A 25,058-nucleotide genomic window follows, 5' to 3' on the forward strand; every position below is an offset into this window, starting at 1 on the left:
ATCGGAACGAAATTAACCCTTTGTGGGGGAATCTCGGTTGTTTTGTCGCCGCTAGAAATCATATTCTTCCACATGTGACAAGAATGCGGCCAGCGGCAAACGGTCGCTTTTTTGATTTAGATCAAAAACACTCCTCTGAAAAGAACGGAATAACACGCATGACAGATACTCCTTTCCGCCCGCTTGACGACATGCTGGACCGCGAGGCGGCGCTTGGCCTGCTGCGCGAGGCGGTCGCGGGGGCGGATGATGGCGAGTTGTTCTTCGAACGCCGCCGCTCCGAAGCCTTGGTCTTTGATGACGGGCGGGTGAAAACCGCCTCTTATGATGCCTCGACCGGATTTGGCCTGCGCGCGGTGCGCGGCGAAGTGGCCGGATATGCCCATTCGAGCGAAATCTCCGAATCCGCGATCAAACGCGCGGTCGAAACCGCCCGCCTTGCAGTGGGCAGCGGCGGCGGCACCATGGCGGATGCGCCGCAGCATACCAATGCGCGGCTCTATACCGACGACGACCCCATCATGGGCGCGAGTTTTGCGGTCAAAGTCGACACATTGCGCGAAATCGACGCCTATGTGCGTGATCTCGATCCGCGCGTGGTGCAGGTCTCGGCCACCATCGCCGCCTCGCATCAGGAAATCGAGATTCTGCGCCCCGAAGGCCATTCCGTGCGCGATGTGCGTCCGATGACGCGGGTCAATGTCTCGGTCATCGTCGAAGAGAACGGACGGCGCGAAAGCGGCACGGCAGGCGGCGGCGGGCGGATCGGACTTGGCGGCCTCATTGATCCGGCCGATTGGCAAGCCAAAGCCCGCGAAGCCCTGCGCGTGGCGACCGTCAACCTCAAAGCCGTCCCCGCCCCTGCGGGTGTTATGGATGTGGTGCTTGGTCCCGGCTGGCCCGGCATTTTGCTTCATGAGGCAATCGGTCACGGGCTCGAGGGCGATTTCAACCGCAAAGGCTCCTCCGCCTTCGCAGGCCTGATGGGGCAACAGATCGCCGCCAAGGGCGTGACGGTTCTGGACGATGGCACCATTCCCGACCGCCGCGGGTCTATTTCCATCGACGACGAAGGCACGCCGTCGGCCAAGAATGTATTGATCGAAGACGGGGTTTTGACCGGCTATATGCAGGACCGCCAGAACGCGCGCCTGATGGGCGTCGCTCCCACGGGCAATGGCCGCCGCGAAAGCTATGCCCATGCTCCGATGCCGCGCATGACCAACACCTATATGCTGGGCGGTGAGGCGACACGCGAAGAGGTTCTTGGCGAGTTGAAGGACGGCATCTATGCCGTGGGCTTTGGCGGCGGGCAGGTGGATATCACCAATGGCAAATTCGTGTTTTCCTGCACCGAGGCCTACCGCGTCGAAAACGGCAAGGTCGGCGCGCCGGTCAAAGGGGCAACCTTGATCGGCGACGGGGCCACCGCGCTCAAACATATCCGCGCGCTTGGCAATGACATGGCGCTCGATCCTGGAATGGGCAATTGCGGCAAACAAGGGCAATGGGTGCCTGTGGGCGTCGGGCAGCCGACGGTGTTGATCGGCGGGCTGACCGTAGGCGGCGCGGCAACCTGATCACGCCGCAAACGCGGCGCGGCCCAGCGCCCGAGGCCGCCCTCAAGGCGCCTAGGGCACAAACCCGAAGGCAAACATCGCGCCGCCTTCGGGGGCCACGCCGGTTTTGATCTTGCCGCCAAGCTGCGCGCTATAGGCATTGCAGATTTTCATGCCCAATCCGCTTTGCGCCATCGGATCAAACCCCGCCTCCAAACCGCGCCCCGTATCGGTGACACGGCACATCAGGCGCGCCTCATCCTCGGGATGGGGGAGAATTTCGACCGTTACCTTCACCCCCTCGCCGCCATGTTTGAGCGCATTGCCAACCAGCTCTGTCACAAGCAGGCCAATTGCAATCGCCGAATCCGCCGCAATTTGAACCGCTGCCGCCCCCTTGAAGCGGATGATCGGATCGCTCGGCGCGCCGCGGCTGACGCTGCCTTCCAATCCGGCCAGAAGCGAAGCCATATAATCCGCCAGCGCCACATGACGGTCTTCGGGATTGATATGAAGTTGCTCGTGCACCTTCGACAAAGAGGCGATCCGGTTGGCCGCATCCTGCACCGCCTCGCGCGCCTCTTTTGACGCCAGTTCGGCCAATTGCAGCCGGAGCACCCCCGCGATCAAGGCAAAGGAGTTCTTCACGCGGTGGTCAATCTCTCCCAAAAGCACCTTTTGCCGCTCGAGCAGCGCATTCTTCTCCCCCAATTCGGTTTGAAGCTGGCGCGCCGTCTCTTGCAACACCAGATCGCGCTCTTTCAACCGCCGTAGCGCGACGACCTTTTCGGTCACATCGCGCGAGGTGGACAAAATCCGCTCGACCGCGCCGCTGCGCGCAAAGATCGGCGAAACCGTCACCTGCCACCACCGTTCGGAGCCTTTGGCCGTGGGACAAAACGCCTCGAAACTTGTGGTCTGCCCGCTTGCGGCAGCGCGCATTGCCTCATGCAACATCGCTTGCGATTGCGCTGGCCACAGGGTCGGCCATGCCTGCCCCTCGATGGTGCAAAAATCGTCGATCTCCATCGCGCAAAGACCGTTGCGGTTCATGAAGCTCAGCCGCCCATCAAGCTCGATCAGCTTGATGCAATCAGGCGAGCTGTCCAGCACCGAAAGCGCAAAGCCCGCGCCCAGCCCGTCCAGCAATGGCAAAGCGCCAGCATCCTCTTCCGGTCGGGCCGGACCTGTTTGAGAATTGATCATTTATCCCCCCCAAGCTTCCGCCCGCTGCGCCGCGCGAAATGAATCGCGCCACAGTATGGCACATTGCAGCAGCCGCAAAGGTGCCCCAACGCCAAGTTGCAAAAAAGTAGCATCCAACATGTATATTTTGCAATTTCTCGCGTATTGCGATGGCCACAACCGGCGCGCGCGCCCCTTGATGCGCCGTGCGCCCTCGGGCAATAAGGCCGCATGAGCCGCCTGATCCTATTCAACAAACCCTTCAATGTGCTGTCGCAATTCACCGACCGCAGCCTCGAGGCCTCCAGCCGCGAAACGCTTTCGGATTACATCGACGTGCCAGCGGTCTACCCCGCCGGACGCCTTGATCGCGACAGCGAGGGGCTTTTGTTGCTCACCGACGATGGCAAGTTGCAAGCGCGGCTATCGGACCCGAAATTCAAGGCTCCCAAAACCTATCTGGCCCAAGTCGAAGGCGCCCCCAACGAGGCCGCATTGGCGCAATTGCGCAAGGGTGTGACGCTCAAAGACGGCCCCACCCGCCCCGCGCAGGCGCGCCTTATGGCCGCGCCGGACTGGCTTTGGCCACGCACCCCGCCCGTGCGCTACCGCAAGAGCGTGCCGGACCATTGGATCGAATTGGTGCTTACCGAAGGGCGCAACCGGCAAGTGCGCCGGATGACCGCCGCCGTCGGGCTGCCCACGCTTCGATTGATCCGCCTGTCGATCGGCGAGCATTCCATCGAAGGGCTGAGCTGCGGAAAATGGCGCGACGCCTGACCCCGATTCGCCCGACCCGCAAGGCCTGCGCCCTTTCCCCCTGCTTTAATGCGGCAATTTAAGTTACATTTTTCAACACCTTAGAGGGAACGCCAATTTAATTGCGCGTTTACCATGTGCGATTCACCTGTCATTAACCACACAAGGGCTACACCTGTTGTTGCAAGCAGGCGGAGCTACGATGGCCGAGTGTTCACATCCTTCCACTCACCCCCCACTCCCACCCACCACGGAAGATGATCGACTGTCGTGGCTCCGTCTATTGCGCTCTCATCGCATTGGAATACAAACGTTTTTTCGCCTCTTGGAGAAACATGGCAATGCCACTGCAGCCCTCGAAGCCTTGCCGGACATGGCGCGTGCTTCGGGGCTGACCACCTATCAACCCTGCACCGAGGCTCTCGCGATCAAGGAGATGATCCTTGCCCGAGCCGCCGGTGCGAAAATGCTTTGCTACGGCGAGGCTGATTATCCCGCCGACCTCTATGCCATCTCGGATCCGCCGCCACTGCTTTGGGCAATTGGCAATATGGGCGCGCTCAAACGTCCGCGCCTCGCCATCGCGGGGGCGCGTAATGCCTCCTCCTTGGGGCTGCGCATGTCCACCGCTTTGGCCAAGCAGTTGGACATCGAAGGCTATTGCATCACCTCGGGCCTTGCGCGCGGGATCGACACCGCCGCCCATCAGGCGACGCTTGAGAACGGCTCTATCGCAGTGCTCGCGGGCGGGGTGGATGTGGTTTATCCCGCCGAGAACACCGCATTGGCCGAAAAGATGCTCGAAAGCGGGCTGCGTCTGTCCGAGCAACCCATGGGCATGGCCCCGAGGGCGCAGCATTTCCCCAAACGTAACCGCATTATCTCCGGCCTCTCCCGCGCGCTTGTCGTGATTGAAGCAGGGGCGAAATCCGGCTCGCTCATCACCGCGCGCGCCGCGCTCGACCAAGGGCGCGAGGTTCTGGCCGTGCCCGGCCATCCGTTCGACGCCCGCGCCTCAGGCTGCAACATGTTGATCCGCGATGGCGCAATATTGGTCCGCTCGGCCAAGGATGTGATCGAAGCCCTCCCCCCTGCCGAGATGCCCGAGGTGCAAGAACCCGCCGCGCGCGCGCGCCCGCAACAGCTCTACGATCTGCGCGCCATTTCTGCCGCGCCGCGCGCCGCCCTCCCCGCCGCTGCGCCAAGCCAAGCACAACCACCATTGCCTCAAACCGCCACCTCAACGCCGCGCAGCGCCGTGACGGCCCCGCCCGCCCCCTCGCAGAGCGCGTCGGTTGTGCCTTTGACACCAACCGCCCCCAAACCCGCCCGCAGCTTGCAAGAAATTGCAGCCCTGCACAGCCAGATCCTTGGCCGTCTCGGCCCTGCCCCCTTGGCCGAAGATCAACTGATCCGCGATCTGGGCGCCGCCGCGTCGGATGTGGCCCCTGCTTTGCTGGAGCTGGAGCTTGACGGGCGGATCGAACGGCAAAGCGGCGGGCTTTTGGCCCTGCGCGCGGCAAAGAGCGCTGCAGATTAGCGCAAATTCCCCGCACTCTTCCCTTCCCAATCCCACTCCTTATATATAGCACGGTCTGGAGCGCGCTCGCAGGGCGCGCGGTATTTTGCCCGAAAATCGCGGCGCTCCATATTGGCCGCATTGACAAGCGCCCCATATGCGCCACATGGTCCGCCGCCATATATCAGGTGCCGAGTCGAAAGGATTTCCATGCCCGTTGTCGTTGTTGAATCTCCCGCTAAGGCCAAGACAATCAACAAATATTTGGGTTCGGATTACACCGTTCTCGCCTCTTACGGTCACGTGCGCGACCTGCCGGCCAAAGACGGATCGGTCGATACCGAGCATGATTTCGAAATGAAATGGGAGATCGGCACCGACAGCCGCAAACATGTCAAAGCCATCGCCGATGCGCTTGCCGAGGACAACAATCTCATTCTCGCAACCGACCCCGACCGCGAAGGCGAAGCCATCTCGTGGCACCTTGAAGAGGCCCTGCGCAAACGCAAGGTGATCAAGAAAGACACGCCGGTCAGCCGCGTGGTCTTTAACGCCATCACCAAAGCAGCGGTCACCGAGGCCATGCAAAACCCGCGCCAAGTCGATGCGCCCTTGGTGCATGCCTATCTGGCGCGCCGCGCGCTCGATTACCTTGTGGGCTTCAACCTTTCGCCGGTCTTGTGGCGCAAATTGCCTGGTGCGCGCTCTGCGGGCCGCGTGCAATCGGTCTGCCTGCGCCTCATCGTCGAGCGCGAGATGGAGATCGAAGCCTTCAACGCGCAAGAATACTGGTCCGTCAAAGCCATGATCGAAACCCCGCGCGGTCAGGGTTTCGAGGCGCGGCTCACGGTTCTGGGCGGCAAGAAGCTCGAAAAATTCGATATCGCCAATGCCACCGCCGCCGAATTGGCGGTGCAGGCCGTCGCCTCGCGCGCCATGCATATCAAATCGGTCGAGGCCAAACCCGCGACGCGCAACCCCTCCGCGCCCTTCATGACCTCGACCTTGCAACAAGAGGCCAGCCGCAAATTCGGCATGGGCGCGCGCCAATGTATGAATGCGGCGCAGCGGCTCTATGAAGCGGGGCTTATCACCTATATGCGAACCGACGGCATCGATATGGCGCCCGAAGCCGTGATGGCCACCCGCGATGCGATCACCGACCGCTACGGCAAGGAGTACATCCCCGCCTCGCCGCGCATGTATAAAAACAAAGCCAAGAACGCCCAAGAAGCGCATGAATGTATCCGCCCGACGGATATGACCAAAGACGCCGCCGCGCTGAAAATCTCCGAGGCCGATCAGCGCAAGCTTTACGATCTGATCTGGAAGCGCACGATTGCCTGCCAGATGGAGGCCGCGCGTCTGGAGCGCACCACGGTGGATATCGCCAGCCAAGACGGCGAAGTCGAATTGCGCGCCACAGGTCAGGTGGTGATGTTCGACGGGTTCTTGCGCGTCTATGAAGAGGGCCGCGACGAGCCCGAAGGCGATGATGACAACCGCCTGCCGCAAGTCATGGAGGGCGAGAAAGCCAAGCTCTCCGGCTCCTTGGCCCCGCAATTCGACAAGGCCAAGGCCGAGGGCGCCGACATCACCGCCAGCGGCGGCATGAAAAAACACAGCGGCGCGGTTCTGGCCGAGGGCGAGGCCGTCATGGGCCTGCAGCACCACACCCAGCCCCCGCCCCGCTATACCGAAGCGACTTTGGTCAAACGTATGGAAGAGCTCGGCATCGGCCGCCCGTCGACCTATGCCTCGGTGATCACCACCATTCAGGACCGCGAATATGTCCGCAAGGACAAGAACCGCCTTTTCCCCGAGGACAAAGGCCGCATTGTCACGATTTTCTTGCTCAATTTCTTCAAGCGCTACGTGGAATATGATTTCACGGCCGATCTCGAAGAGCAGCTCGATGACGTCTCTGCGGGGGATCGCGACTACAAAAACGTGCTCCAGAACTTCTGGCGCGATTTCTCCGCCGCGATTGCGGAAACCTCTGAATTGCGCATCACCGAAGTGCTCGATGTGCTCGACGATGCGCTTGCGCCGCAACTCTACCCGCCGCGCGAAGACGGCTCCGATCCGCGCATCTGCCCCAAATGCGGCGAGGGGCAATTGCACCTCAAAACCTCGCGCACCGGCGGCTTTGTCGGCTGTGGCAACTACCCCGAATGCCGCTACACGCGCCCGATCAATGGCGATACCAATGATGCGGGCGACCGCGTGTTGGGCGAGGACAACGGCGACGAAATCTCGCTCAAATCGGGACGCTTTGGCCCCTATGTGCAGCGCGGCGAGCCGACCGAGGAAAACAAGAAACCGCCGCGCGCCTCCTTGCCCAAGGGCTGGACGCCCGATGATATGGATCTGGAAAAGGCTTTGACGCTGCTCAGCCTGCCGCGCGAGGTGGGCCCCCACCCCGATGACGGCGAGATGATCGAAGCGGGCATCGGGCGCTACGGTCCCTTTGTCAAACACGGGCGGCTTTATGCGAACCTCAAGGAAGTCGATGAGGTGTTCACTATAGGGATGAACCGCGCGGTCGAGGTTTTGGCGCAAAAGCTTGCCACCCGCGGCGCGGGGCGTGCGGCGGCCAAACCTTTGAAGGAACTGGGCGAGCATCCCGACGGCGGCGGCGCGGTCAATGTCATGGAGGGCCGCTATGGTCCCTATGTCAAATGGGAAAAGGTCAATGCCACCATTCCCAAAGGCACCGAACCTGCGGATGTGACCATGGAAATGGCTGTCGAATGGATCGCGGAGAAAGCGGCCAAAGGCGGCAAGAAGAAAGCCCCCGCCAAAAAGGCCGCCGCAAAAAAGCCTGCCGCCAAGAAAACCGCGGCCAAGAAGCCGGCCGCGAAGAAAGCGCCTGCGAAGAAAGCTGCGGCCAAGAAAACCTCCGAGTGAGCGCAACCTGAGCAAAGGCGGCACATCGAGCCACACCAAACATACCAACGCCCGCTTCCATAATTATGGGGCGGGCGTATTCATGCCCAAGCGTTGAATCGGTCCCCACCAAGCGCCGCATCGGGAAAAATTATATTCAGTTGCTCAAAACCGGCGCTTGGCTTACCCTGCGTCACATTGCATCAGATCATATCATCAAAGGAAGCCTGCCATGAAATCCGTTTTCTCATTCGCTGCCGCAGCTCTTGTTATTGCGGCTCCCCTTCACGCGGCGACGCTTACCATCGACGGTGACAGTCTCGCGACCGGCTCGTCCCTGAGCAGCGGCGCTTGGCTCTCGCCTTTGGGCACCGTCTCCTTTGACGGGGAGTTCAGCAACGATTGCCCCGATGACGAATTCGTCACGGCGGGCGCAGGCGGGAATTGCTTTGACATCGACGGCTCCGAAACGGCGACTCTGTCGTTTGATTTTGATGTCGCCTCGATCAGCTTTGTCTATGGCGGCAACTCTGGCGTGTTTGACATCACCGCCTTTGACGCCATCGGCGGCGTTTTGGACAGCTTTTTCCAAGCTTCCACCGGCAGCGACGAGCCCGCCGGCCCCGTCACCTTGAGCGGAACGGGCATTCGTTCGATCTTCTGGCAAGACCCTGGTTTTAGCTTTGCCGTTTTGGACAACATCACCGTGACAACCGCTGCGCCGGTCCCCTTGCCTGCGGGTCTGCCGTTGTTGCTGGCCGGATTGGGCGCTTTCGGCATCCTGCGGCGCCGCAAAAGCTAAACCCTATCGTCCCGTCATCGCACCCGCCCTTCCCGTCATATCGGGGAGGGCGGATTGCGTTTTATGCCCCGCATCGCGGGCCAAAATGCGTAAAAACATACGTAGTAACCCTATGACTGCGGCATTTGATTGACAGGCGCATTCACCGCGCTCAATACCAAAGCCAAGACGTCACTTAGGGAGACTGATATGAAAAAGATTTACGGCTCTGCCGCCGAGGCCCTCGACGGGCTGCTGTTCGACGGTATGTTCATCGCCTCGGGGGGCTTTGGCCTTTGCGGCTTGCCCGAATTGCTTTTGCAAGCGATCAAGGAGGCGGGCACCAAGGATTTGACCTTTGCCTCCAACAACGCGGGCGTCGATGATTTCGGCATCGGCATCTTGCTGCACACCAAGCAGGTCAAGAAAATGATCTCCTCCTATGTGGGGGAAAACGCCGAATTCATGCGCCAATACCTGTCGGGCGAATTGGAATTGGAATTCAACCCCCAAGGCACATTGGCCGAACGCCTACGTGCGGGCGGTTGCGGCATTCCGGGATTTTACACCAAAACCGGCGTCGGCACTCAGATCGCCGAGGGCAAGGAAGTCAAGGAATTCAACGGCGAGGAATACATCCTCGAAACCGGCCTGTTCGCCGATCTGGCCCTCGTCAAAGCATGGAAAGCCGACGAGACCGGCAACCTTGTGTTCCGCAAAACGGCGCGCAATTTCAACCCGCCCGCCGCGATGAGCGGTAAGGTCTGCGTTGTCGAGGTCGAAGAGATCGTGCCGACCGGAACCCTTGACCCCGATCACATCCACCTGCCCGGTGTCTATGTGCATCGCATCGTTCAGGGCGAGCATGAAAAGCGGATCGAGAACCGCACCACCCGCAAGAAGGAGGCCGTATAATGGCTTGGGATCGTAACCAGATGGCCGCCCGCGCGGCGCAAGAGCTTCAAGACGGATGGTATGTGAACCTCGGCATCGGCATTCCGACGCTGGTGTCGAACTACATCCCCGATGGCATCGAAGTGACGCTGCAATCGGAGAACGGCATGCTCGGCATGGGCCCTTTCCCCTATGAGGGCGAAGAGGACCCCGATTTGATCAACGCGGGCAAACAGACCATCACCGAATTGCCCCAGACCTCCTATTTCGACAGCGCCATGTCCTTTGGCATGATCCGCGGCGGCAAAATCGCCATGGCAATCCTTGGCGCGATGGAAGTGGCCGAAAACGGCGATCTGGCCAATTGGATGATCCCTGGCAAGCTGGTCAAAGGCATGGGCGGCGCGATGGATCTGGTCGCCGGTGTGGGCCGCGTGGTCGTGGTTATGGATCACGCCAACAAACACGGCGAGAGCAAGGTTCTCAAGGAATGCACTCTGCCGCTCACAGGTAAAGGCGTTGTCGACCGGATCATCACCGGAATGGGCGTATTGGACGTGGTTGAAGGCGGCTTGAAAATCGTCGAACTGGCCGATGGTGTCAGCGAAGAAGAGCTGCGCGCCGCGACCGAGGCGACGATCGTCGACTAAGCCGGCCCAAATGCGGCCTATATATAAAGTGATAAAGGGCGCTCCGTTCGGGGCGCCTTTTTTGATCGGGCCTCGCGGCGCGGGTTGCTCAACAATACCCCGAGGGACGTAGGCGCGCTCTACCCGCCCGCCTTTACAAACACGCAGCCGTCCGAGACCAATTCCGGCGGCGTCAAACACAATCCGCGCGCGACCTTGAAGGCGGCCAGCACTTTGGGCACATAATCGCGGGTCTCGGCATAGGGCGGCACGCCGCCATGTTTGCCGATCGAATTCTCGCCCGCGTTATAACCGGCCAGAACCAAAATCGGATCGCCCTCGAATTTCTTCATTAGGAAATCAAGAAACGCCACGCCGCCCTTGATATTGTCATCGGCGGCCAATGCATCCTCGACCCCAAACCGCGTGGCCGTATCGGGCATCAGTTGCATCAGGCCTTGCGCCCCTGCCCCGCTGACCGCATCGGCGCGCCCCGCCGACTCGACCGCGATCACCGCCAAGGCCAATGCCGGAGAGACCTCGGTGCCGATGGTCGCGCGCAAAATTGCCGATCCTCGCGCCTCGGCGATTTGCGCCAAGGACGCGAGCCGCGGGTTGGGTGTGCTTTGACCCGAGGGCGGATTGCCGAGCTTGTCGAGCGCCACGCGCAGCCGTCCTGGCCCGCTTTGCGCCAGCTCCGGCGAAATACTGTCCCAAAACCATGTATAGCGCCCCATCGGCACCGCAGCCCGCGCGGCGGCTTTGGTCTCGCCGCTGTCGTCGGCGGGGGCCGCACGTTCGGAGGGCTTGGGCGAGCGCGACAAAATCGCCGCCTGTTCGACCGGATCGATCTGGATGTTGATGCGTTTTTGCGTGCTGCCCGGTTTGGGCGGCGTGACCCGTTTGAAATCGGCAAGGGCGGCAGTAGCGCCCAGTATCGAGACCGCGCAAACCACCGCTATAGATACTGCAAAGCTGCGCATGATTTAAAACCTGCCCTGCTGCCTGTTCTTTTTTACGTTTCTTAACCCGCTTATCGCATGAAACGCCCCTGCGCGGCTAGAATCGGGCGCGGATTTGGGGGCAAATGCGCCATAATTGCCGCTCAAACCTGCCAAAACCGACGGCAGGCAAAAATAAATTCATAAACTTAGTCAGTAAAAACAATGACCTAAGCAGAATTTCGCAAGAAAAATTAAGAGACCTGAAAAGGCACTATTCGTGCCAAATTCATGCCCCAATCAAGGGGCTATATATGTTCATACCACGACGGCAGCGGGCCAATGAGAGAGAACGGCCCAGCAAGTTGACGACGCGGTTTAACGTAACAAACTACTGATCCTTTGGAGGGACTAACATGCTTAACTTTATCAAAAACTTCCGCGCAGACGAAGACGGTGCCGTGACTGTTGACTGGGTTGTTCTGACCGCCGCCGTTGTTGGCTTGGCTGTTGCAGCTTACTCGTCGATCAAAACCGGCGCGTCCGACATGACCGCAGCGACCAACACATACATGGCCGCACAAACTCCGGGCAGCTTCTAAGTTGACCTGACGGCTCGGCTTCGAGCCACGCGAGTTCAAAAGTGGGCCGTGTCCTTCGCGGATGCGGCCCCTTTCTTATGGCAAAAGGTTTGCGTTTCAGGACGCTCTCCTCCCGATTGTCGGATGCCCCTGACTGAACATCGAGGTCACTCATGAAGTCTATTTTTACACGTTTTTCCAAGCGCGAAGATGGCGCTGTCACCGTTGATTGGGTGGTGTTGACCGCCGCCGTCGTGGGCCTGATGGCTGGCGGCTATTACTTGATGCGTCAAGGTGCAGTCGATCTTGCAGGTGGGACCGCCACCTATATGCAAAGCTGGACCTTCTGATCCAACTTTCGCCATACCAAAGGTAAGCGCCAACCCGGCCCTTGCTCACAATCCAAAGGCCCCGCTCGTTTTCGGGAGGCGCAGAACGCGCCGATCAGCCTTAGCCCGTTCCCCTTCGCGCCACATAGGGCGCGATATTTGTTTTGGTTATTACGATTACGCCTCCCTCGCCCCGCGCGCCGGAAGTTTTTTTACGCCCCGCGAAGATGGTCCAATCCGCCCTGCGAGGCCCTCTTCGTCACCAAATCATGAACAATTCACACCCCTTCCCAGATTTGGCCACATTTCTCGGGCAATCTCCCCCTAGAGCAGATTTGCGGCCAATGCGTCGCTCTGTGCGTTTGGGCCTGTTGGCACGCGCGCAGGAAACATACGAAAGGGAAATCAAATGCGTATGGTCTTTGGACTGGTGCTGATCGTTGGCCTCGGGCTGGCCGGTTTTGCCACCTATATGGTCAAGAACTACGTGACCGCCTATCAAACCGCCCTCGCCCAAGAGCGCGCGATGAATGCCTCTGTCGCGAAAATGATCGACATTTACGTGGCCGACAAACAGCTAAAATACGGCGATGTGATCAAGGAAGAAGACCTCCGCGTCGTCAAATTCCCAGAAAACGCCATGCCGGAAGGCACATTTACCAGCAAAGCCGCCTTCTTCCCCCAAGGCGAGAATGTGCTGCGCACCGCCTTGCGCACGATCGAGAAAAACGAAGCCATGAGCGCCGTGAAAGTCACCGAGCCGGGCGAGAGCGCGGGCCTGACGTCACAGCTTGAGCGCGGCAAACGCGCCTTTGCGATCAAGGTCGATGTCGCCTCGGGCGTGTCCGGCTTCTTGCGCCCTGGTGACCGCGTCGACGTCTATTGGACCGGCGCGATTGAAACAGGTGCACGAGGCGGCGATCGCGGCGACGTCACCAAATTGATCGAAGCGGGCATCAAGCTGATTGCCGTCGACCAAGACAGCAGCGGAGAAGCCTCCGAAACCATGATCGCGCGCACCGTCACCGTGGCCGCCACCCCACAGCAAGTCGCGGCCCTCGCGCAAGCGCAATCCTCGGGCCGTCTGTCGCTGTCCTTGGTGGGCAATGAGGACGACACCGTGGCCGAGGCCATCGAAGTCGACCAGCGCTCGCTTTTGGGCATCGAAGCGGCGCCGGTTGTCGTGCAGGCCGAGGAAGAGAAAGTCTGCACCATCCGCACACGCCGCGGCGCGGATGTGGTCGAAATTCCGATCCCCTGCACCAACTGATCGGCACATCACCTCCCGCTTCCCTTTGGGAGAGGGCAAGGGCGTTCCGCAAATCGGGGCGCCCTTGTCTATTGCAAACGGGCAACGTCTTTGCAGCTGTTGCCACTTATCCACATAAACTCTCGCTGCGAAGCCTTTGATTCTTGCAATAAAAGCCAAGTTAACGCATGGTAGCGACAAAATCCGGGCAATAAGACCCGAAAATGAGGCGTGATCAGAAAGGCAGGTCACATGTATAAGAGCAGTTTCTTGAAAGCGGCCCTGATGGGCCTGACGTTGAGTTTTGGTGCCGCCGCTCCTATGGCCGAAGCCAAAAATCTCCATGTCGTGCAACGCGGTATGTCCTCTTCCTTGGACGTTCCGATGAACCGAGCCGTGGTCGTCGAAAGCGATGTCCCCTTTGCCGAGTTGAGCATCGCCAACCCCGCGATTGCCGATATTTCCTCGCTCTCGGATCGTTCGATCTATGTTTTGGGCAAATCGCCCGGTTTGACCACTTTGACGCTGCTTGACGGCAACGGGCAATTGATCACCAACGTCGATGTCCGCGTGTCTGCCGATGTCAGCGAATTCAAAGAGCGCCTGCGCCAAATCCTGCCTGGCGAGAAGATCGAAGTGCGCACCGCCAATGACGGCATCGTTCTGTCGGGCACGGTCTCTTCGTCCGCGCGCCTGCAACGGGCCCTTGATCTGGCGGAACGCTACGCGCCAGAGCGCGTTTCCAACTTGATGAGCGTGGGCGGCGTGCAGCAGGTCATGCTCAAGGTCCGTTTTGCCGAAATGCAGCGTAACGTCTCGAAATCGCTCAGCTCTTCGCTGGCGCTGAACGGGTCGATCTTTGGCGGCAACGTCGGCGTAAACGGCGGCAACGGCACCAACAACAACTCCGGCGCGGCGGGCACATCGCTGGGCGGCAACATCCCCGCGACCAACGAAAACAACGGCGCGATGCTGTTCGGCTTTGACGCCGGCGCGGTCGAGGTCGGCATTTTGCTCGAAGCGCTCGAAACCAAGGGCGTTGTGCGCACCTTGGCCGAGCCGAACCTGACCGCCCTGTCGGGCCAAGAGGCGAAATTCCTCGCAGGCGGCGAATATCCGGTGCCCGTGGCGCAAGACAACGGCGCGATCACCGTGGAATTCAAACCCTTCGGCGTGGCGCTGAACTTTATCCCGCGTGTCGTTGACAGCGATTTGATCAACCTTGAGCTCAACGCCTCCGTCTCGGCGATTGATCCCAATAATGGCTTTGAAATCAACGCCTTCAAGATCGACGCCTTCACCCGCCGCGAGACCTCGACCACGGTCGAGATGCGCGACGGCGAAAGCTTTGCCATCGCGGGCCTGTTGCAAGACGACTTCTTGGACGTGAACGGACAGATCCCTTGGCTCGGCGATGTGCCGGTCTTGGGCGCATTGTTCCGCTCGGCCAACTACCAGCGCGAGCAGACCGAGCTTGTCATCATCGTGACCGCCCATCTTGTGACCCCGAAACGCGGCGAGGCCTTTGCACTGCCCACAGATCGGGTTAAACCTCCCACCGAGAAGGATTTGTTCCTCTTTGGCAAAGTCGCCAAGAGCCGCACCCCGACCCGCGGTGCTGCAGGAGAGGTTGCCAAACAGGACTTCAGCGGTTCTTATGGGTATGTGATGGATTGATACGATGCGTGGGCATATGAAAAAATATCTGGCAACAGCGGCTCTTACGGCCCTCGCCGCCTGCGGGCAAGGCTCGCAGGTCGCCAACACCTTTTATGGTGAGGCGGGCTTTGTCGCCGCCGCCGGACCTTTTGGCAACGCCACCATGAACAACACGATGATCATGTCGGGCGAGCGCAGCTACACTTACGAGCTCGCCTCCCGCTTTGCCGCAGAAGTGCTCACAAACGTCAATTTCGCCTTTAACTCCTCACAGTTGGACGCTGGCGCCCGCGACACATTGCGCGAACAGGCGCAATGGATCCGCCAATTCCCCGAAGCGCGGTTCCGCGTTTACGGCCATACGGATGCGGTGGGATCGAACGCCTATAACAAATCTTTGGGTCTGCGCCGCGCTCAGGCTGTGGTCAGCTATCTGACCAGCCAGGGCATCTCGCGCAGCCGTCTGGAGGCCGTCGCCTCCTTTGGCGAGACGCAGCCGATTGTGGTGACCGAAGGCCGCGAGCGGCGCAACCGGCGCACCGTGACTGAAGTGTCTGGTTTCGTGAAAGACCACCCCTCGGTTCTCGACGGCCGCTACGCGGCGATCGTCTACCGCGAATATGTCAATTCGGGCGTTCCGCGCTCTGGCCTGACCGGCATCTCCGGCGATTCGTTCAAAACCGATTGATCCGCGGCCCTGCCCCAAAGCGGCAAGACCTCTACAAAACCGCCGGAGCATCGCCTCCGGCGGTTTTCGTTTGAGCGCCGCTTTGTGTTCACGCATATGGATCACCCGGCGGGCCTATTGCCCCCCGCAAAGCGCCGCAAAACCGCCCTTCGCCTCGGCAGACCACACTCAGCGATCAAGAAAACCGAATAAAAGCAACGCGATAGCAAAAACCCCATCCATGGGCGCGCGATTCAGCAAGAGCTTAACTCTGTCTCAATAAACCAAACAAAGGCAGTATTCTGGCCCAAATGTTGCCCAGATTGGCGGCAATTCTAACGTCAATGGGAGTAGTGCGTCCGATGCGAGTCGGATGCAGGCCAGCGCAGGACAGTGTCGCAACCGGAGGATCGAGCCCTTCGCTGCGGCGCATAAGAAACCTGCTGGGCCTGATTTGAAAAAGGACTGAGGCTATGACGAGTACAGCAACACTACAATCGGATCCGCATCCGTTGAAGGCCTGCACAATCAGCCGTGATGTGCAAAACTTCGACCTGCTGATCGAGGACATGGAAACGGCTTTGGGTGAAAGCTGGGGCGATCTGGGGTTTGGCGAGGCTTTGGCCTTCTTCAGCCAACCGGAGGCCGCCGATCTTGAATTTGTCGCCCTTGCCATCGATGACAGCGACGAGGGCAAGCTGGTGATGCTCGGCGAAATTATCGCCGCCGCCCGCGCCCATAAAATCAAGGTCATCCTCATCGCCGAGGACGTCAGCCCCGCCGCTTTGCACCAATTGCTGCGCCAAGGCGCGGATGAATTTGTCCCCTATCCTTTGCCCGAGGGCGAATTGGCCGCAGCGATCGAACGCCTGCAAGCCCCGCCCCCCGCGCCCGTCGAAGCCCCTTTGAAACCCAAAGCGTCGAGCGGCGATCATGACGGGGTGATCCTCGCCGTGCACGGATTGGCAGGCGGCACCGGCGCGACCACTTTGGCCGTGAACCTCGCGTGGGAGCTGGCCTCTCTGGGCAAGGACAACGCGCCGAAGGTCTGCCTGATTGATCTCGATCTGCAATTCGGGGCGGTGTCGACCTTCCTCGACCTGCCCTGCCGCGAGGCGGTCTATGAAATGCTCTCGGACACCGAATCGATGGATTCGGATGTCTTCAACTCGGCGCTCTTGTCCTTCGAGGACCGGTTGCAGGTGCTCACCGCGCCCTCGGATATGCTGCCGCTGGATCTGGTCACCGCCGACGACATCAACCGCGTGCTGGAAATGGCGCGGCAGAATTTCGACTACGTCGTCATCGACATGCCCAAGACCCTCGTGCAGTGGAGTGAGGCCGTGCTGCATGCCGCCCATGTCTACTTCTGCACCACAGAGCTCGACATGCGCTCGGCCCAGAACACATTGCGCTTCAAACGCGCGCTTATGGCCGAAGACCTGCCGGTCGAGCGCCTGCGCTTTTGCCTCAACCGCGCGCCGAAATTCACCGATCTGAACGGCAAGGCCCGCGTCAAACGCATGGCCGAAAGCCTTGAGGTCAGCTTTGAATTGCAATTGCCCGATGGCGGCAAACCCGTCGCACAGGGCACGGATCACGGCCTGCCTTTGGCAAGTTCGACACCGAAGAACCCGCTGCGCAAGGAAATCGCCAAACTGGCGCAATCGCTGCATGAGCTTGGTCAAACCGAAGCCGCCGCGGCGTAAGAAAGAGAAAGTTATATAGATGTTCTCGCGTTACAAAAAAGACGGAACCGCCAGCCCCGCCGCCAAACCGGTTGCGGCGGCTCCGCCCCCCAAAACCGCCCCCGTCGAGCAAGCCGCCTCCATGCGCCGCCCGATGCCGGTGGCCGCCCGCGTGGCGCCCGCCGACAAAGAGCTTAAACGCAAGGAGCGGATGGGCGAGGTCAAATTGGACCTGCATCGCGAATTGCTCGACAACCTCAACCTTGCCGCTCTGGACAAGGCCAGCGAGGCTGAATTGCGCGGCGAAATCAACGCCATTGCCGCCGAATACCTTGAGGCGCAAAGCATCGTGTTGAACCGCGACGAGCGCACCCAGCTGACCAAAGAGCTATACGACGAAGTGCGCGGCCTTGGCCCGCTTGAAACCTTGCTGCAAGACGACACGGTGAACGATATTCTCGTCAACGGCCCGCAGCAGATTTTCGTCGAACGCGCCGGTAAGCTGGAGCTGAGCGATGTGACCTTCAAGGATGAAAAGCACCTGCTGCGGATCATCGACAAGATCGTATCGGCCGTGGGCCGCCGCGTTGACGAAAGCAACCCCTACGTCGATGCGCGCTTGCAAGACGGCTCGCGTTTCAATGCCATGGTGCCGCCGGTGGCGGTGGACGGCTCGCTGGTCTCGATCCGGAAATTCAAGAAGGACAAGCTCGGGATTGACGATCTGGTCAAATTCGGGGCCTTCACCGAGGAAATGGCCGCCTATCTTCAGGCCGCTGTCGCCACGCGTCTCAATGTGATCGTGTCGGGCGGGACGGGCTCGGGTAAAACCACCACGCTCAACGCCCTGTCGTCTTTCATCGACAATGCCGAACGCATCCTGACCATCGAGGATACGGCGGAACTTCAATTGCAACAGATCCACGTGGGCCGCATGGAATCGCGCCCGCCCAACGTCGAAGGCAAGGGCGAGGTCAGCCCGCGCGATTGTTTGAAAAACGCGCTGCGGATGCGTCCGGACCGGATCATCGTCGGGGAAACCCGCGGCGAGGAAGTCATCGACATGCTTCAGGCCATGAACACCGGCCACGACGGATCGATGACCACCATCCACGCCAACAACCCGCGCGACGGGATCTCGCGTCTGGAAAACATGATTGCCATGGCGGGGATCGAAATGCCCCTCAAAGCCGTGCGCAGCCAGATTTCCTCGGCTGTGAACCTGATCGTGCAGGCCTCGCGTTTGCAAGACGGCTCGCGCCGCATGACCTCGATCACCGAGATCACCGGCATGGAGGGTGACGTGATTTCGATGCAGGAGATTTTCCGCTTCCAACGTGTCGGCCTGACGCCGGACAACAAGATCATCGGTCACTTCACCGCAACCGGCGTGCGTTCGCATTTCTCCGAACGCTTCCGGATGTGGGGCTATGATCTGCCCCCTGCCATTTTTGAACCCATCGCTGCGGAGTAACCACAATGGTCATCAGCTCAGCCCCCATTATCTATGCGCTCATCTTTCTGGGCGTGCTGGCGCTCGTCGAAGGCCTGTATCTGACGGTTTTCGGCAAATCCATCAGCCTCAACAACCGCGTCAATCGCCGTCTCGAAATGATCGAGAAGGGCAACCGGCGCGAAGAGGTCATGGCCAAGCTGCGCAAAGAGATGAACCAGCACGGCAAAAACCGCACGATCCCGCTTTATTCACTGCTCGCGGATAAAGCGCAAAAGGCGGCCATCGCCTTTACACCCAAGCAATTGATGTTGGTGATGGCCGGCCTTTCGGTGGTGGCCTTCCTTGGCATGACCATCGGCACCGAAACCTCGGTGCCCGTGCGCGCGCTGGTCGGCGTCGGCATGGGGGTCGGCGGTGTCTATATGTGGGTCTCGATGAAGGCCAACAAACGCATTTCGATGATCGAAGAGCAATTGCCCGATGCGGTCGAGCTTATGGTGCGCTCCTTGCGCGTGGGGCACCCGTTTTCCTCGGCCATTTCCATCGTGGCCAAAGAGGTCGGTGATCCTTTGGCCTCCGAATTCGGCTTTATCGCGGATGAGGCCGCCTATGGCCGCGACATGGGCGAGGCGCTCAAGGATATGGCCGAACGCATCGACATGCAGGATTTGCGCTTCCTTGCGGTGGCCGTGACCATTCAACAGCAATCGGGTGGTAACTTGGCCGAGATCCTCGCCGGTCTGGCCAAGGTGATCCGCGCCCGCTTCCGCCTCTTCCGCCGCGTGAAAGCGATCACCGCCGAGGCGAAATGGTCGGGCAAATTCCTGTCGGCCTTCCCGATCGTCGCTCTGATCGTGATCAACATTCTCGACCCGCATTACTATGACGACGTCAAGGACCACGCGCTGTTCATTCCGGCCTGTCTGGCGGTCGGGGGCTTTTTGGCCACCAACCTGTTCGTCATGCGCATGCTCGTTAACATCAAAGTCTAAGGAACCGAAATCATGGAGATTCTTGCCCCGATCAACGAGCTGCTCGTCGCTCAATTCGGTGAATTCGGCCCCTTGATGGCGGTCGGGTTTGTCGGGCTGGTGATGATCATCATCACCCTTCCGGTGATGCTCAACAAAAAGGCCGACCCTCTGGACCGGCTCAAGGCGCAAAAGGTTTCGGCCAAATCCGCCAAGGCCGACGAACGCCTGCGTGTGGACAGCCGCAACCAAAAGCTTGACCGTTATGCCTCCTTTTTGGAGCCCAAATCCGAAGAGGAATATTCTGCGGTCCGGCTCAAGCTGATCCGCGCGGGCTATCGCTCCAAGGACGCGGTGCGCTATTTCCACTTTGCGCAATTCGCGCTTGGGCTGGGCTTTTTGATCGCCGGCGTCGCCTATTATATCGCCACCAAATCGGGCGGCGAAACCAACACCCAGCAGATGGCGATGTATATCCTCGGCCCTGGCGGCTTGGGCTATATGCTTCCGAAATACTGGATCACCAAACGCGTGCAGACGCGCCAAGAAGAGATCACCAACGGCTTTCCTGACTCGCTCGATATGATGCTGGTTTGCGTGGAGGCTGGTCAATCGCTCGACCAGTCGATCAACCGCGTGGCGGGCGAATTGCGCGCCTCCTACCCTTCATTGGCCGATGAATTTCAAATGGTCGCCCATGAGATGAAGGCCGGTAAGGACAAGATCAGCGTTTTGGGTGATATGTCCGAGCGTTGCGGCGTCCAAGACGTCAGCTCCTTTGTCACCGTGCTCGTGCAATCGGCCACCTTCGGCACCTCGATCTCCGATGCGCTTCGGGTTTACGCTGGGGAAATGCGTGACAAACGCGTGATGCGCGCCGAAGAGGCCGCAAACAAGTTGCCTACGAAGATGACACTTGCCACAATGATGTTCACGGTGCCGCCGCTTTTGATCATTCTGGTCGGCCCGTCCGTGCAAGGGATTACCCAGATGGGCAACATGGGAGGCCTGCAATAGATGCAGCCCGCAAGACCGGCGCGCCGATGGGCGCTGCTGCTCACAGTGATACCGTTTCTGGCCGCTTGCTCCGCAGGCGGCCTTAACGCGCCGCGCGGTGCCTTTGCCCCTGGTCTGGCCGACGCCGAACCGGTGGATGGATTGCTTGTCGGGCACCGGTTGATGGAGGCGGGCGAATATGAGCTGGCGCTCGATGCGTTCACCCGCGCCGCCGCGCGCGAGGGGCTGACCGTGGACACGCTTTCGGCGCTTGGCACCGCCAATCTCGGCCTTGGCCGTTTGGGACAGGCCGAGAGCCTGCTGCGCCGCGCCATCAAGACCGACGAAGCCAGCCCCGAGGCATGGAACAACCTTGGCGTTGTGCTCATGGAACGGGGTAAGGCCCCCGAGGCCGCCAAGATCCTCGAGCGCGCCTATGCGCTTGATAATGGCCAAAGTGACTCAATTCGTGATAATTTACGCTTGGCACTCGCAAAAACGGAAAATCCGTCATATGATGAGGACCAAGAACAAGACTACAAACTGGTCCGGCGGGGCAGTAGCACCTACCTTATCCGCTCAATCCAGTGATCTGAGGCGAAGGCAGTAAAAGGACGCAGCAAAATGCGCCAATCTATCTTTCTTACCCTGTGCCTGTCCGGCACAGTTGCACTGAGCGGTTGCCAAAAAGCGGGCGACAAGGAAGTTTCTCGGGCTTTTCAAGCAGTTAACGTCATCGATGAAAGCAATATGAGTGACATCATGTTGACCGTCGCGGACCCGAACGAGGCCGTGGTCTACTTCCGCCGCACCCTTGGCGAGAACCCTGATCGCATTGATCTGGCCCGCGGTCTGGCGGCATCCTTGGTGCGCGCCAAACGTATGGACGAGGCCGCCAAAGCCTATGCCGATGTGGTCAAGCACAAAGACAGCACCTCCGACGATAAGGTCGATTATGCCGATGCTTTGATCCGCGCGGGCAATTGGAAGGACGCAAAAGCCACACTCGACACCATCCCGCCGACGGTCGAAACCTTCAAACGCTACCGCCTCGAAGCCATGGTGGCGGACAGCAATAAGGACTGGAAGAAAGCCGACAGCTTCTACGAGACCGCCGTGGGCCTGACCACCCGTCCGGCAGGAGTGATGAACAACTGGGGCTATTCCAAGCTGACGCGCGGCGATTTCGCGGGGGCCGAGCGCATGTTCTCCGAGGCGATTGCCCAAGACGACACGCTTTTCACCGCCAAGAACAACATGATCCTCGCGCGCGGCGCACAGCGCAATTACAACCTTCCCGTGATCCCGATGAGCCAGATCGAGCGCGCGCAACTGTTGCACACGCTGGGCCTGTCGGCGATCAAACAAGGCGATGTGGAAACCGGCAAGGGTCTGCTGCGCGAAGCGATCGACACCCATCCGCAACATTTCGAATCCGCCGTGCGCTCCCTGCGCGCGCTGGAAAAAAACACCTGATCTGATGGCATGACGGTGATCATTGATCTGTCGATGGCCATCACCAAGGGCGAAGCGGCGCTGTTTGCGCCCTTCGTCCTGCCTGTCTGCGTTTGGGCCGCCTATAGCGACCTGAGCCGGATGAAAATCCCCAACAAATCGGTCCTCGTGCTGGCCTTGATCTTTGTACTCTTGGGTCTTTTCGTGCTGCCGTTGCCCGATTACGGCTTTCGGCTGGTGCATCTGGTCGTGGTGCTGCTGATCGGCATTCTCGCCAATGCGGCGGGGCTTTTGGGGGCGGGCGATGCCAAATTCGCCGCCGCCGCCGCGCCCTTTATCGCCTTGGGCGATCTGAACCTGCTGTTGTGGCTCTTTATGGCCAATGTGGCGGCGGGCATCGCCACCCACCGCGCGGTCAAATACTCGGCCCTCTCGCGTTTGGCCCCCGAATGGGAAAGCTGGAAACGCCATGGTAAATTCCCTATGGGCCTGTGCCTTGGCGGCACCTTGGCGATCTACCTTTTGTTGGGTATTTATTACGGTGCCTGAAGGGGTTAGCCGCCGCGCTTGACGTGTGATCCGGCCGGTAATGCGGCACACATCTCGCAAAAAATCCCCGATACTGCCGCCATGCTTCCCCCGTCTTGCCCTTATTCGGCCATGCTTCATCGCTCTAATAGCGTCAAGAGCCCCCGTTTGCAGGGGCCTGTGCCTATGTGGCCGAGCAAGTAACGGAGCGAAACGATGAACATGCAAGTGACACCGCCCACCGGCGTGCAGCCCCCCCCTCCCCCAAAGACCTTGGGCGAGATGCAGCTGCCTGCCGTGATGATGCGGGATATTTTGCTCAAGACGCTGTTTCGCAAGAATATCAACTATGCCTCCGATCTGGCCGCGGCGATTTGCCTGCCGCTACAGGTCACGCAAGAGCTGATCGACATGGCGCGCGAACAGCGCCTTCTCGAAGCGATGGGCACGCTCAACGCGACGGCGACCACCAATGAGATGGCCTATCAATTGACCGATGCGGGCAAATCGCGCGCGCTCGACGCTTTGGCGCAATCGGAATATTTCGGCGCCATGCCGGTGCCGCTTGATGTCTACCGCGAGCAGATCAAGCGCCAATCGATCCGCAACCTGCAAATCACCCGCGATCAATTGACCAATGCCATGGGGCATCTGATCTTGCCTCCGGACCTTTTGGACCAACTGGGGCCTGCGGTTTCGGCGGGGCGCTCGGTCTTGATGTATGGCCCTCCGGGCAACGGGAAATCCTCGATCTCCAACGGCATCCGCGACGCCATGGGCGATAAAATCTTTGTCCCGCGCGCCATTGAATATGCCGGTCAGGTGATCACCGTCTATGACCCGATCGTGCATAGCGCCGCCGAAGTCGAGGTGGACGACCCCAATTCCCTGCGCCGCAAGCGCACCTTTGACACGCGCTATGTGCGCTGCGAACGCCCCACCGTGATCACCGGCGGCGAGCTGTCGCTGTCGATGCTTGATCTGGTCTATAACCCGACCGCGCGCACCTATCAGGCGCCGCTACAGCTTAAGTCCACCGGCGGCATCTTCATCGTCGATGACCTTGGCCGTCAGGCCGAGCCGCCGCAGGCTTTGGTCAACCGCTGGATCGTGCCGCTCGAAGAAAACAAGGATATCCTTGCCCTGCAATCGGGCGAGAAATTCGAAGTGCCCTTCGACACGCTGGTTATCTTCTCGACCAACTTCCACCCGAACGAGATTTTCGATAACGCCGCCCTGCGCCGGATTTTCTTCAAGATCAAGATCGACGGGCCGGATCAGGAAAACTTCCTGAAGATTTTCGCCATGGTGGCGCGCAAACGCAATGTGCCTTTGGACGAGGCATCGCTCATCCATTTGCTGCAAACCAAATACCCCACCATCGACAACGTCTATGCGAACTATCAACCGATCTTCTTGATCGACCAGATGCGCTCGATTTGCGAATTCGAGGGCATCCCATACCAGATGACCCCCGATCTGATCGACCGCGCATGGGCCAATATGTTCGTCAAGGACGAGGTCATCGTCAAATAACGCAAATTTTGAACTCAACCCTCAACACGGGCGCTGCCAGCCCCGATCTGTAAAATTTTAGGAGAATACCAGTGAATAAGCTTACCAACCTCACCCTCGCCGCCGCGCTTGGCCTTGCCGCCAGCGCCGCCAATGCCGCCGTCGTGACCTATACCGACCGCGCGGCCTTCGAAGCCGCCCTTGCAGGCGAGACCACCGACACGCTCGGCGATATTGCGCAGGGCTATACCAGATCGATCGACCGCGGCGATTACACGCTGGACGGCAATACCTACGGCTGCGTCCTTGGCGGTTGCTATGACAACAGCGCCGCAGGCTTCGATTACCCCGGCTACCTGTGGTTCTACCGCGGCGGGCAGACCTTTACCTTCGACACCGCTGTGGTCGGCTTTGGCTTTGATTACGCCCAACCCGGCAGCTTTTCGGGCGCGCGCTTGCGCGTCGGGGGCGAGCGCGCCTCGGCCCCGTCCGGTTTCTTCGGGGTGATCTTTGACACCGCGCAAATCGAAATCGACATGCGCATCACGGGCGGGCGCAGCCCCTACCTGATCGCCGACAATTTCACCTATGCCGAAGAGCTTTACGCGCCGGTTCCCCTGCCCGCCTCGCTGCCCTCGCTGGCGCTTGGCCTCGGGGCGCTCGGTTGGGCGGCGCGGCGCAAAAAACGCGCATAACCCGAAATGACCTTCGCCCGTCTCGCAACCCCTTTGGACACAGGAGCCCAATAGATGTCGGATCTTTCCCACTTTTCTTTCCGGTCCTGCCGCGCCATTGTTCCGGCGTTGCC

The 25,058-nt window shown here is 60.0% G+C and carries 23 protein-coding genes; 21 read left to right on the plus strand and 2 right to left on the minus strand.

Annotation, left to right across the window (positions count from 1 at the left end):
* Positions 1–158 precede the first annotated feature (158 nt).
* Positions 159–1,580: a metalloprotease TldD gene (tldD, locus tag ABWV64_RS04000; protein ID WP_353342983.1), complete on the plus strand. Its 1,422-nt coding sequence runs from the start codon at positions 159–161 to the stop codon at positions 1,578–1,580.
* Between the two features lie 51 nt (positions 1,581–1,631).
* Here the strand turns inward: tldD and ABWV64_RS04005 are convergent, their stop codons facing one another.
* A complete protein-coding gene (locus ABWV64_RS04005) occupies positions 1,632–2,765 on the minus strand; it encodes a PAS domain-containing protein (RefSeq protein ID WP_353342984.1) in 1,134 nt (377 codons plus the stop codon).
* A gap of 210 nt (positions 2,766–2,975) precedes the next feature.
* On the opposite strand from ABWV64_RS04005, the gene ABWV64_RS04010 reads away from it, so the two are divergent.
* The 6 genes from ABWV64_RS04010 (at position 2,976) to ABWV64_RS04035 (ending at position 10,236) form a co-directional block, all read left to right on the plus strand.
* The gene (locus tag ABWV64_RS04010) at positions 2,976–3,524 is read left to right on the plus strand and encodes a pseudouridine synthase (RefSeq protein WP_353342985.1); all 549 of its coding nucleotides are present in this window, start codon (positions 2,976–2,978) and stop codon (positions 3,522–3,524) included.
* Between the two features lie 181 nt (positions 3,525–3,705).
* Positions 3,706–5,043, plus strand: coding sequence for a DNA-processing protein DprA (dprA, locus tag ABWV64_RS04015; protein WP_353342986.1), 1,338 nt, complete (start codon positions 3,706–3,708; stop codon positions 5,041–5,043).
* A 189-nt stretch (positions 5,044–5,232) separates the two neighbouring features.
* Entirely contained in the window at positions 5,233–7,932 is a 2,700-nt protein-coding gene (gene topA, locus ABWV64_RS04020; protein ID WP_353342987.1) for a type I DNA topoisomerase, read from the plus strand.
* 211 nt (positions 7,933–8,143) lie between these two features.
* A complete protein-coding gene (locus ABWV64_RS04025; RefSeq protein WP_353342988.1) occupies positions 8,144–8,713 on the plus strand; it encodes a VPLPA-CTERM sorting domain-containing protein in 570 nt (189 codons plus the stop codon).
* A gap of 189 nt (positions 8,714–8,902) precedes the next feature.
* Complete coding sequence (locus ABWV64_RS04030; RefSeq protein WP_353342989.1) at positions 8,903–9,607, plus strand: CoA transferase subunit A; 705 nt, start codon at positions 8,903–8,905, stop codon at positions 9,605–9,607.
* Positions 9,607–10,236, plus strand: coding sequence for a CoA transferase subunit B (locus ABWV64_RS04035; protein ID WP_353342990.1), 630 nt, complete (start codon positions 9,607–9,609; stop codon positions 10,234–10,236). The genes ABWV64_RS04030 and ABWV64_RS04035 overlap by 1 nt, the downstream gene beginning before the upstream one ends.
* Positions 10,237–10,355: 119 nt before the next feature.
* Here ABWV64_RS04035 and ABWV64_RS04040 read toward each other — a convergent pair whose 3' ends face one another.
* Positions 10,356–11,198: a lytic transglycosylase domain-containing protein gene (locus ABWV64_RS04040; protein ID WP_353342991.1), complete on the minus strand. Its 843-nt coding sequence runs from the start codon at positions 11,196–11,198 to the stop codon at positions 10,356–10,358.
* Between the two features lie 374 nt (positions 11,199–11,572).
* Between ABWV64_RS04040 and ABWV64_RS04045 the strand changes: the two genes are divergently transcribed.
* The 14 genes from ABWV64_RS04045 (at position 11,573) to ABWV64_RS04110 (ending at position 24,945) form a co-directional block, all read left to right on the plus strand.
* Entirely contained in the window at positions 11,573–11,758 is a 186-nt protein-coding gene (locus ABWV64_RS04045; RefSeq protein WP_110795703.1) for a hypothetical protein, read from the plus strand.
* Between the two features lie 152 nt (positions 11,759–11,910).
* Positions 11,911–12,087, plus strand: coding sequence for a hypothetical protein (locus tag ABWV64_RS04050; RefSeq protein ID WP_353342992.1), 177 nt, complete (start codon positions 11,911–11,913; stop codon positions 12,085–12,087).
* 388 nt (positions 12,088–12,475) lie between these two features.
* Positions 12,476–13,336 carry a Flp pilus assembly protein CpaB gene (gene cpaB, locus ABWV64_RS04055; RefSeq protein ID WP_353342993.1) on the plus strand — a complete coding sequence of 287 codons (861 nt, stop codon included), beginning with the start codon at positions 12,476–12,478 and terminating at the stop codon, positions 13,334–13,336.
* Positions 13,337–13,567: 231 nt separating this feature from the next.
* Positions 13,568–14,992 (plus strand): type II and III secretion system protein family protein, encoded by a 1,425-nt coding sequence (locus ABWV64_RS04060; RefSeq protein ID WP_353342994.1) that lies wholly within the window; start codon positions 13,568–13,570, stop codon positions 14,990–14,992.
* A gap of 16 nt (positions 14,993–15,008) precedes the next feature.
* Positions 15,009–15,662 (plus strand): OmpA family protein, encoded by a 654-nt coding sequence (locus ABWV64_RS04065; RefSeq protein WP_353342995.1) that lies wholly within the window; start codon positions 15,009–15,011, stop codon positions 15,660–15,662.
* Positions 15,663–16,114: 452 nt separating this feature from the next.
* A complete protein-coding gene (locus ABWV64_RS04070; RefSeq protein WP_353342996.1) occupies positions 16,115–17,350 on the plus strand; it encodes a CpaE/TadZ family protein in 1,236 nt (411 codons plus the stop codon).
* 19 nt (positions 17,351–17,369) lie between these two features.
* On the plus strand, positions 17,370–18,803 hold the full coding sequence (locus ABWV64_RS04075) for a TadA family conjugal transfer-associated ATPase (protein ID WP_353342997.1): 1,434 nt from the start codon (positions 17,370–17,372) through the stop codon (positions 18,801–18,803).
* A gap of 5 nt (positions 18,804–18,808) precedes the next feature.
* A complete protein-coding gene (locus ABWV64_RS04080) occupies positions 18,809–19,777 on the plus strand; it encodes a type II secretion system F family protein (protein WP_353342998.1) in 969 nt (322 codons plus the stop codon).
* Positions 19,778–19,789: 12 nt separating this feature from the next.
* Positions 19,790–20,773 carry a type II secretion system F family protein gene (locus ABWV64_RS04085; protein ID WP_353342999.1) on the plus strand — a complete coding sequence of 328 codons (984 nt, stop codon included), beginning with the start codon at positions 19,790–19,792 and terminating at the stop codon, positions 20,771–20,773.
* A complete protein-coding gene (locus ABWV64_RS04090) occupies positions 20,774–21,343 on the plus strand; it encodes a tetratricopeptide repeat protein (RefSeq protein WP_353343000.1) in 570 nt (189 codons plus the stop codon). It begins immediately after the preceding gene.
* Positions 21,344–21,376: 33 nt separating this feature from the next.
* Positions 21,377–22,228 (plus strand): tetratricopeptide repeat protein, encoded by an 852-nt coding sequence (locus ABWV64_RS04095; RefSeq protein WP_353343001.1) that lies wholly within the window; start codon positions 21,377–21,379, stop codon positions 22,226–22,228.
* A 9-nt stretch (positions 22,229–22,237) separates the two neighbouring features.
* A complete protein-coding gene (locus ABWV64_RS04100) occupies positions 22,238–22,756 on the plus strand; it encodes a prepilin peptidase (protein WP_353343002.1) in 519 nt (172 codons plus the stop codon).
* Positions 22,757–22,951: 195 nt separating this feature from the next.
* On the plus strand, positions 22,952–24,271 hold the full coding sequence (locus ABWV64_RS04105) for a DUF8689 domain-containing protein (protein ID WP_353343003.1): 1,320 nt from the start codon (positions 22,952–22,954) through the stop codon (positions 24,269–24,271).
* Between the two features lie 71 nt (positions 24,272–24,342).
* Positions 24,343–24,945, plus strand: coding sequence for a VPLPA-CTERM sorting domain-containing protein (locus tag ABWV64_RS04110; protein ID WP_353343004.1), 603 nt, complete (start codon positions 24,343–24,345; stop codon positions 24,943–24,945).
* Positions 24,946–25,058: the final 113 nt, after the last annotated feature.

It is taken from the genome of Litorivita sp. NS0012-18 (assembly GCF_040371945.1).
In the GTDB taxonomy this organism is placed as follows: domain Bacteria; phylum Pseudomonadota; class Alphaproteobacteria; order Rhodobacterales; family Rhodobacteraceae; genus Litorivita.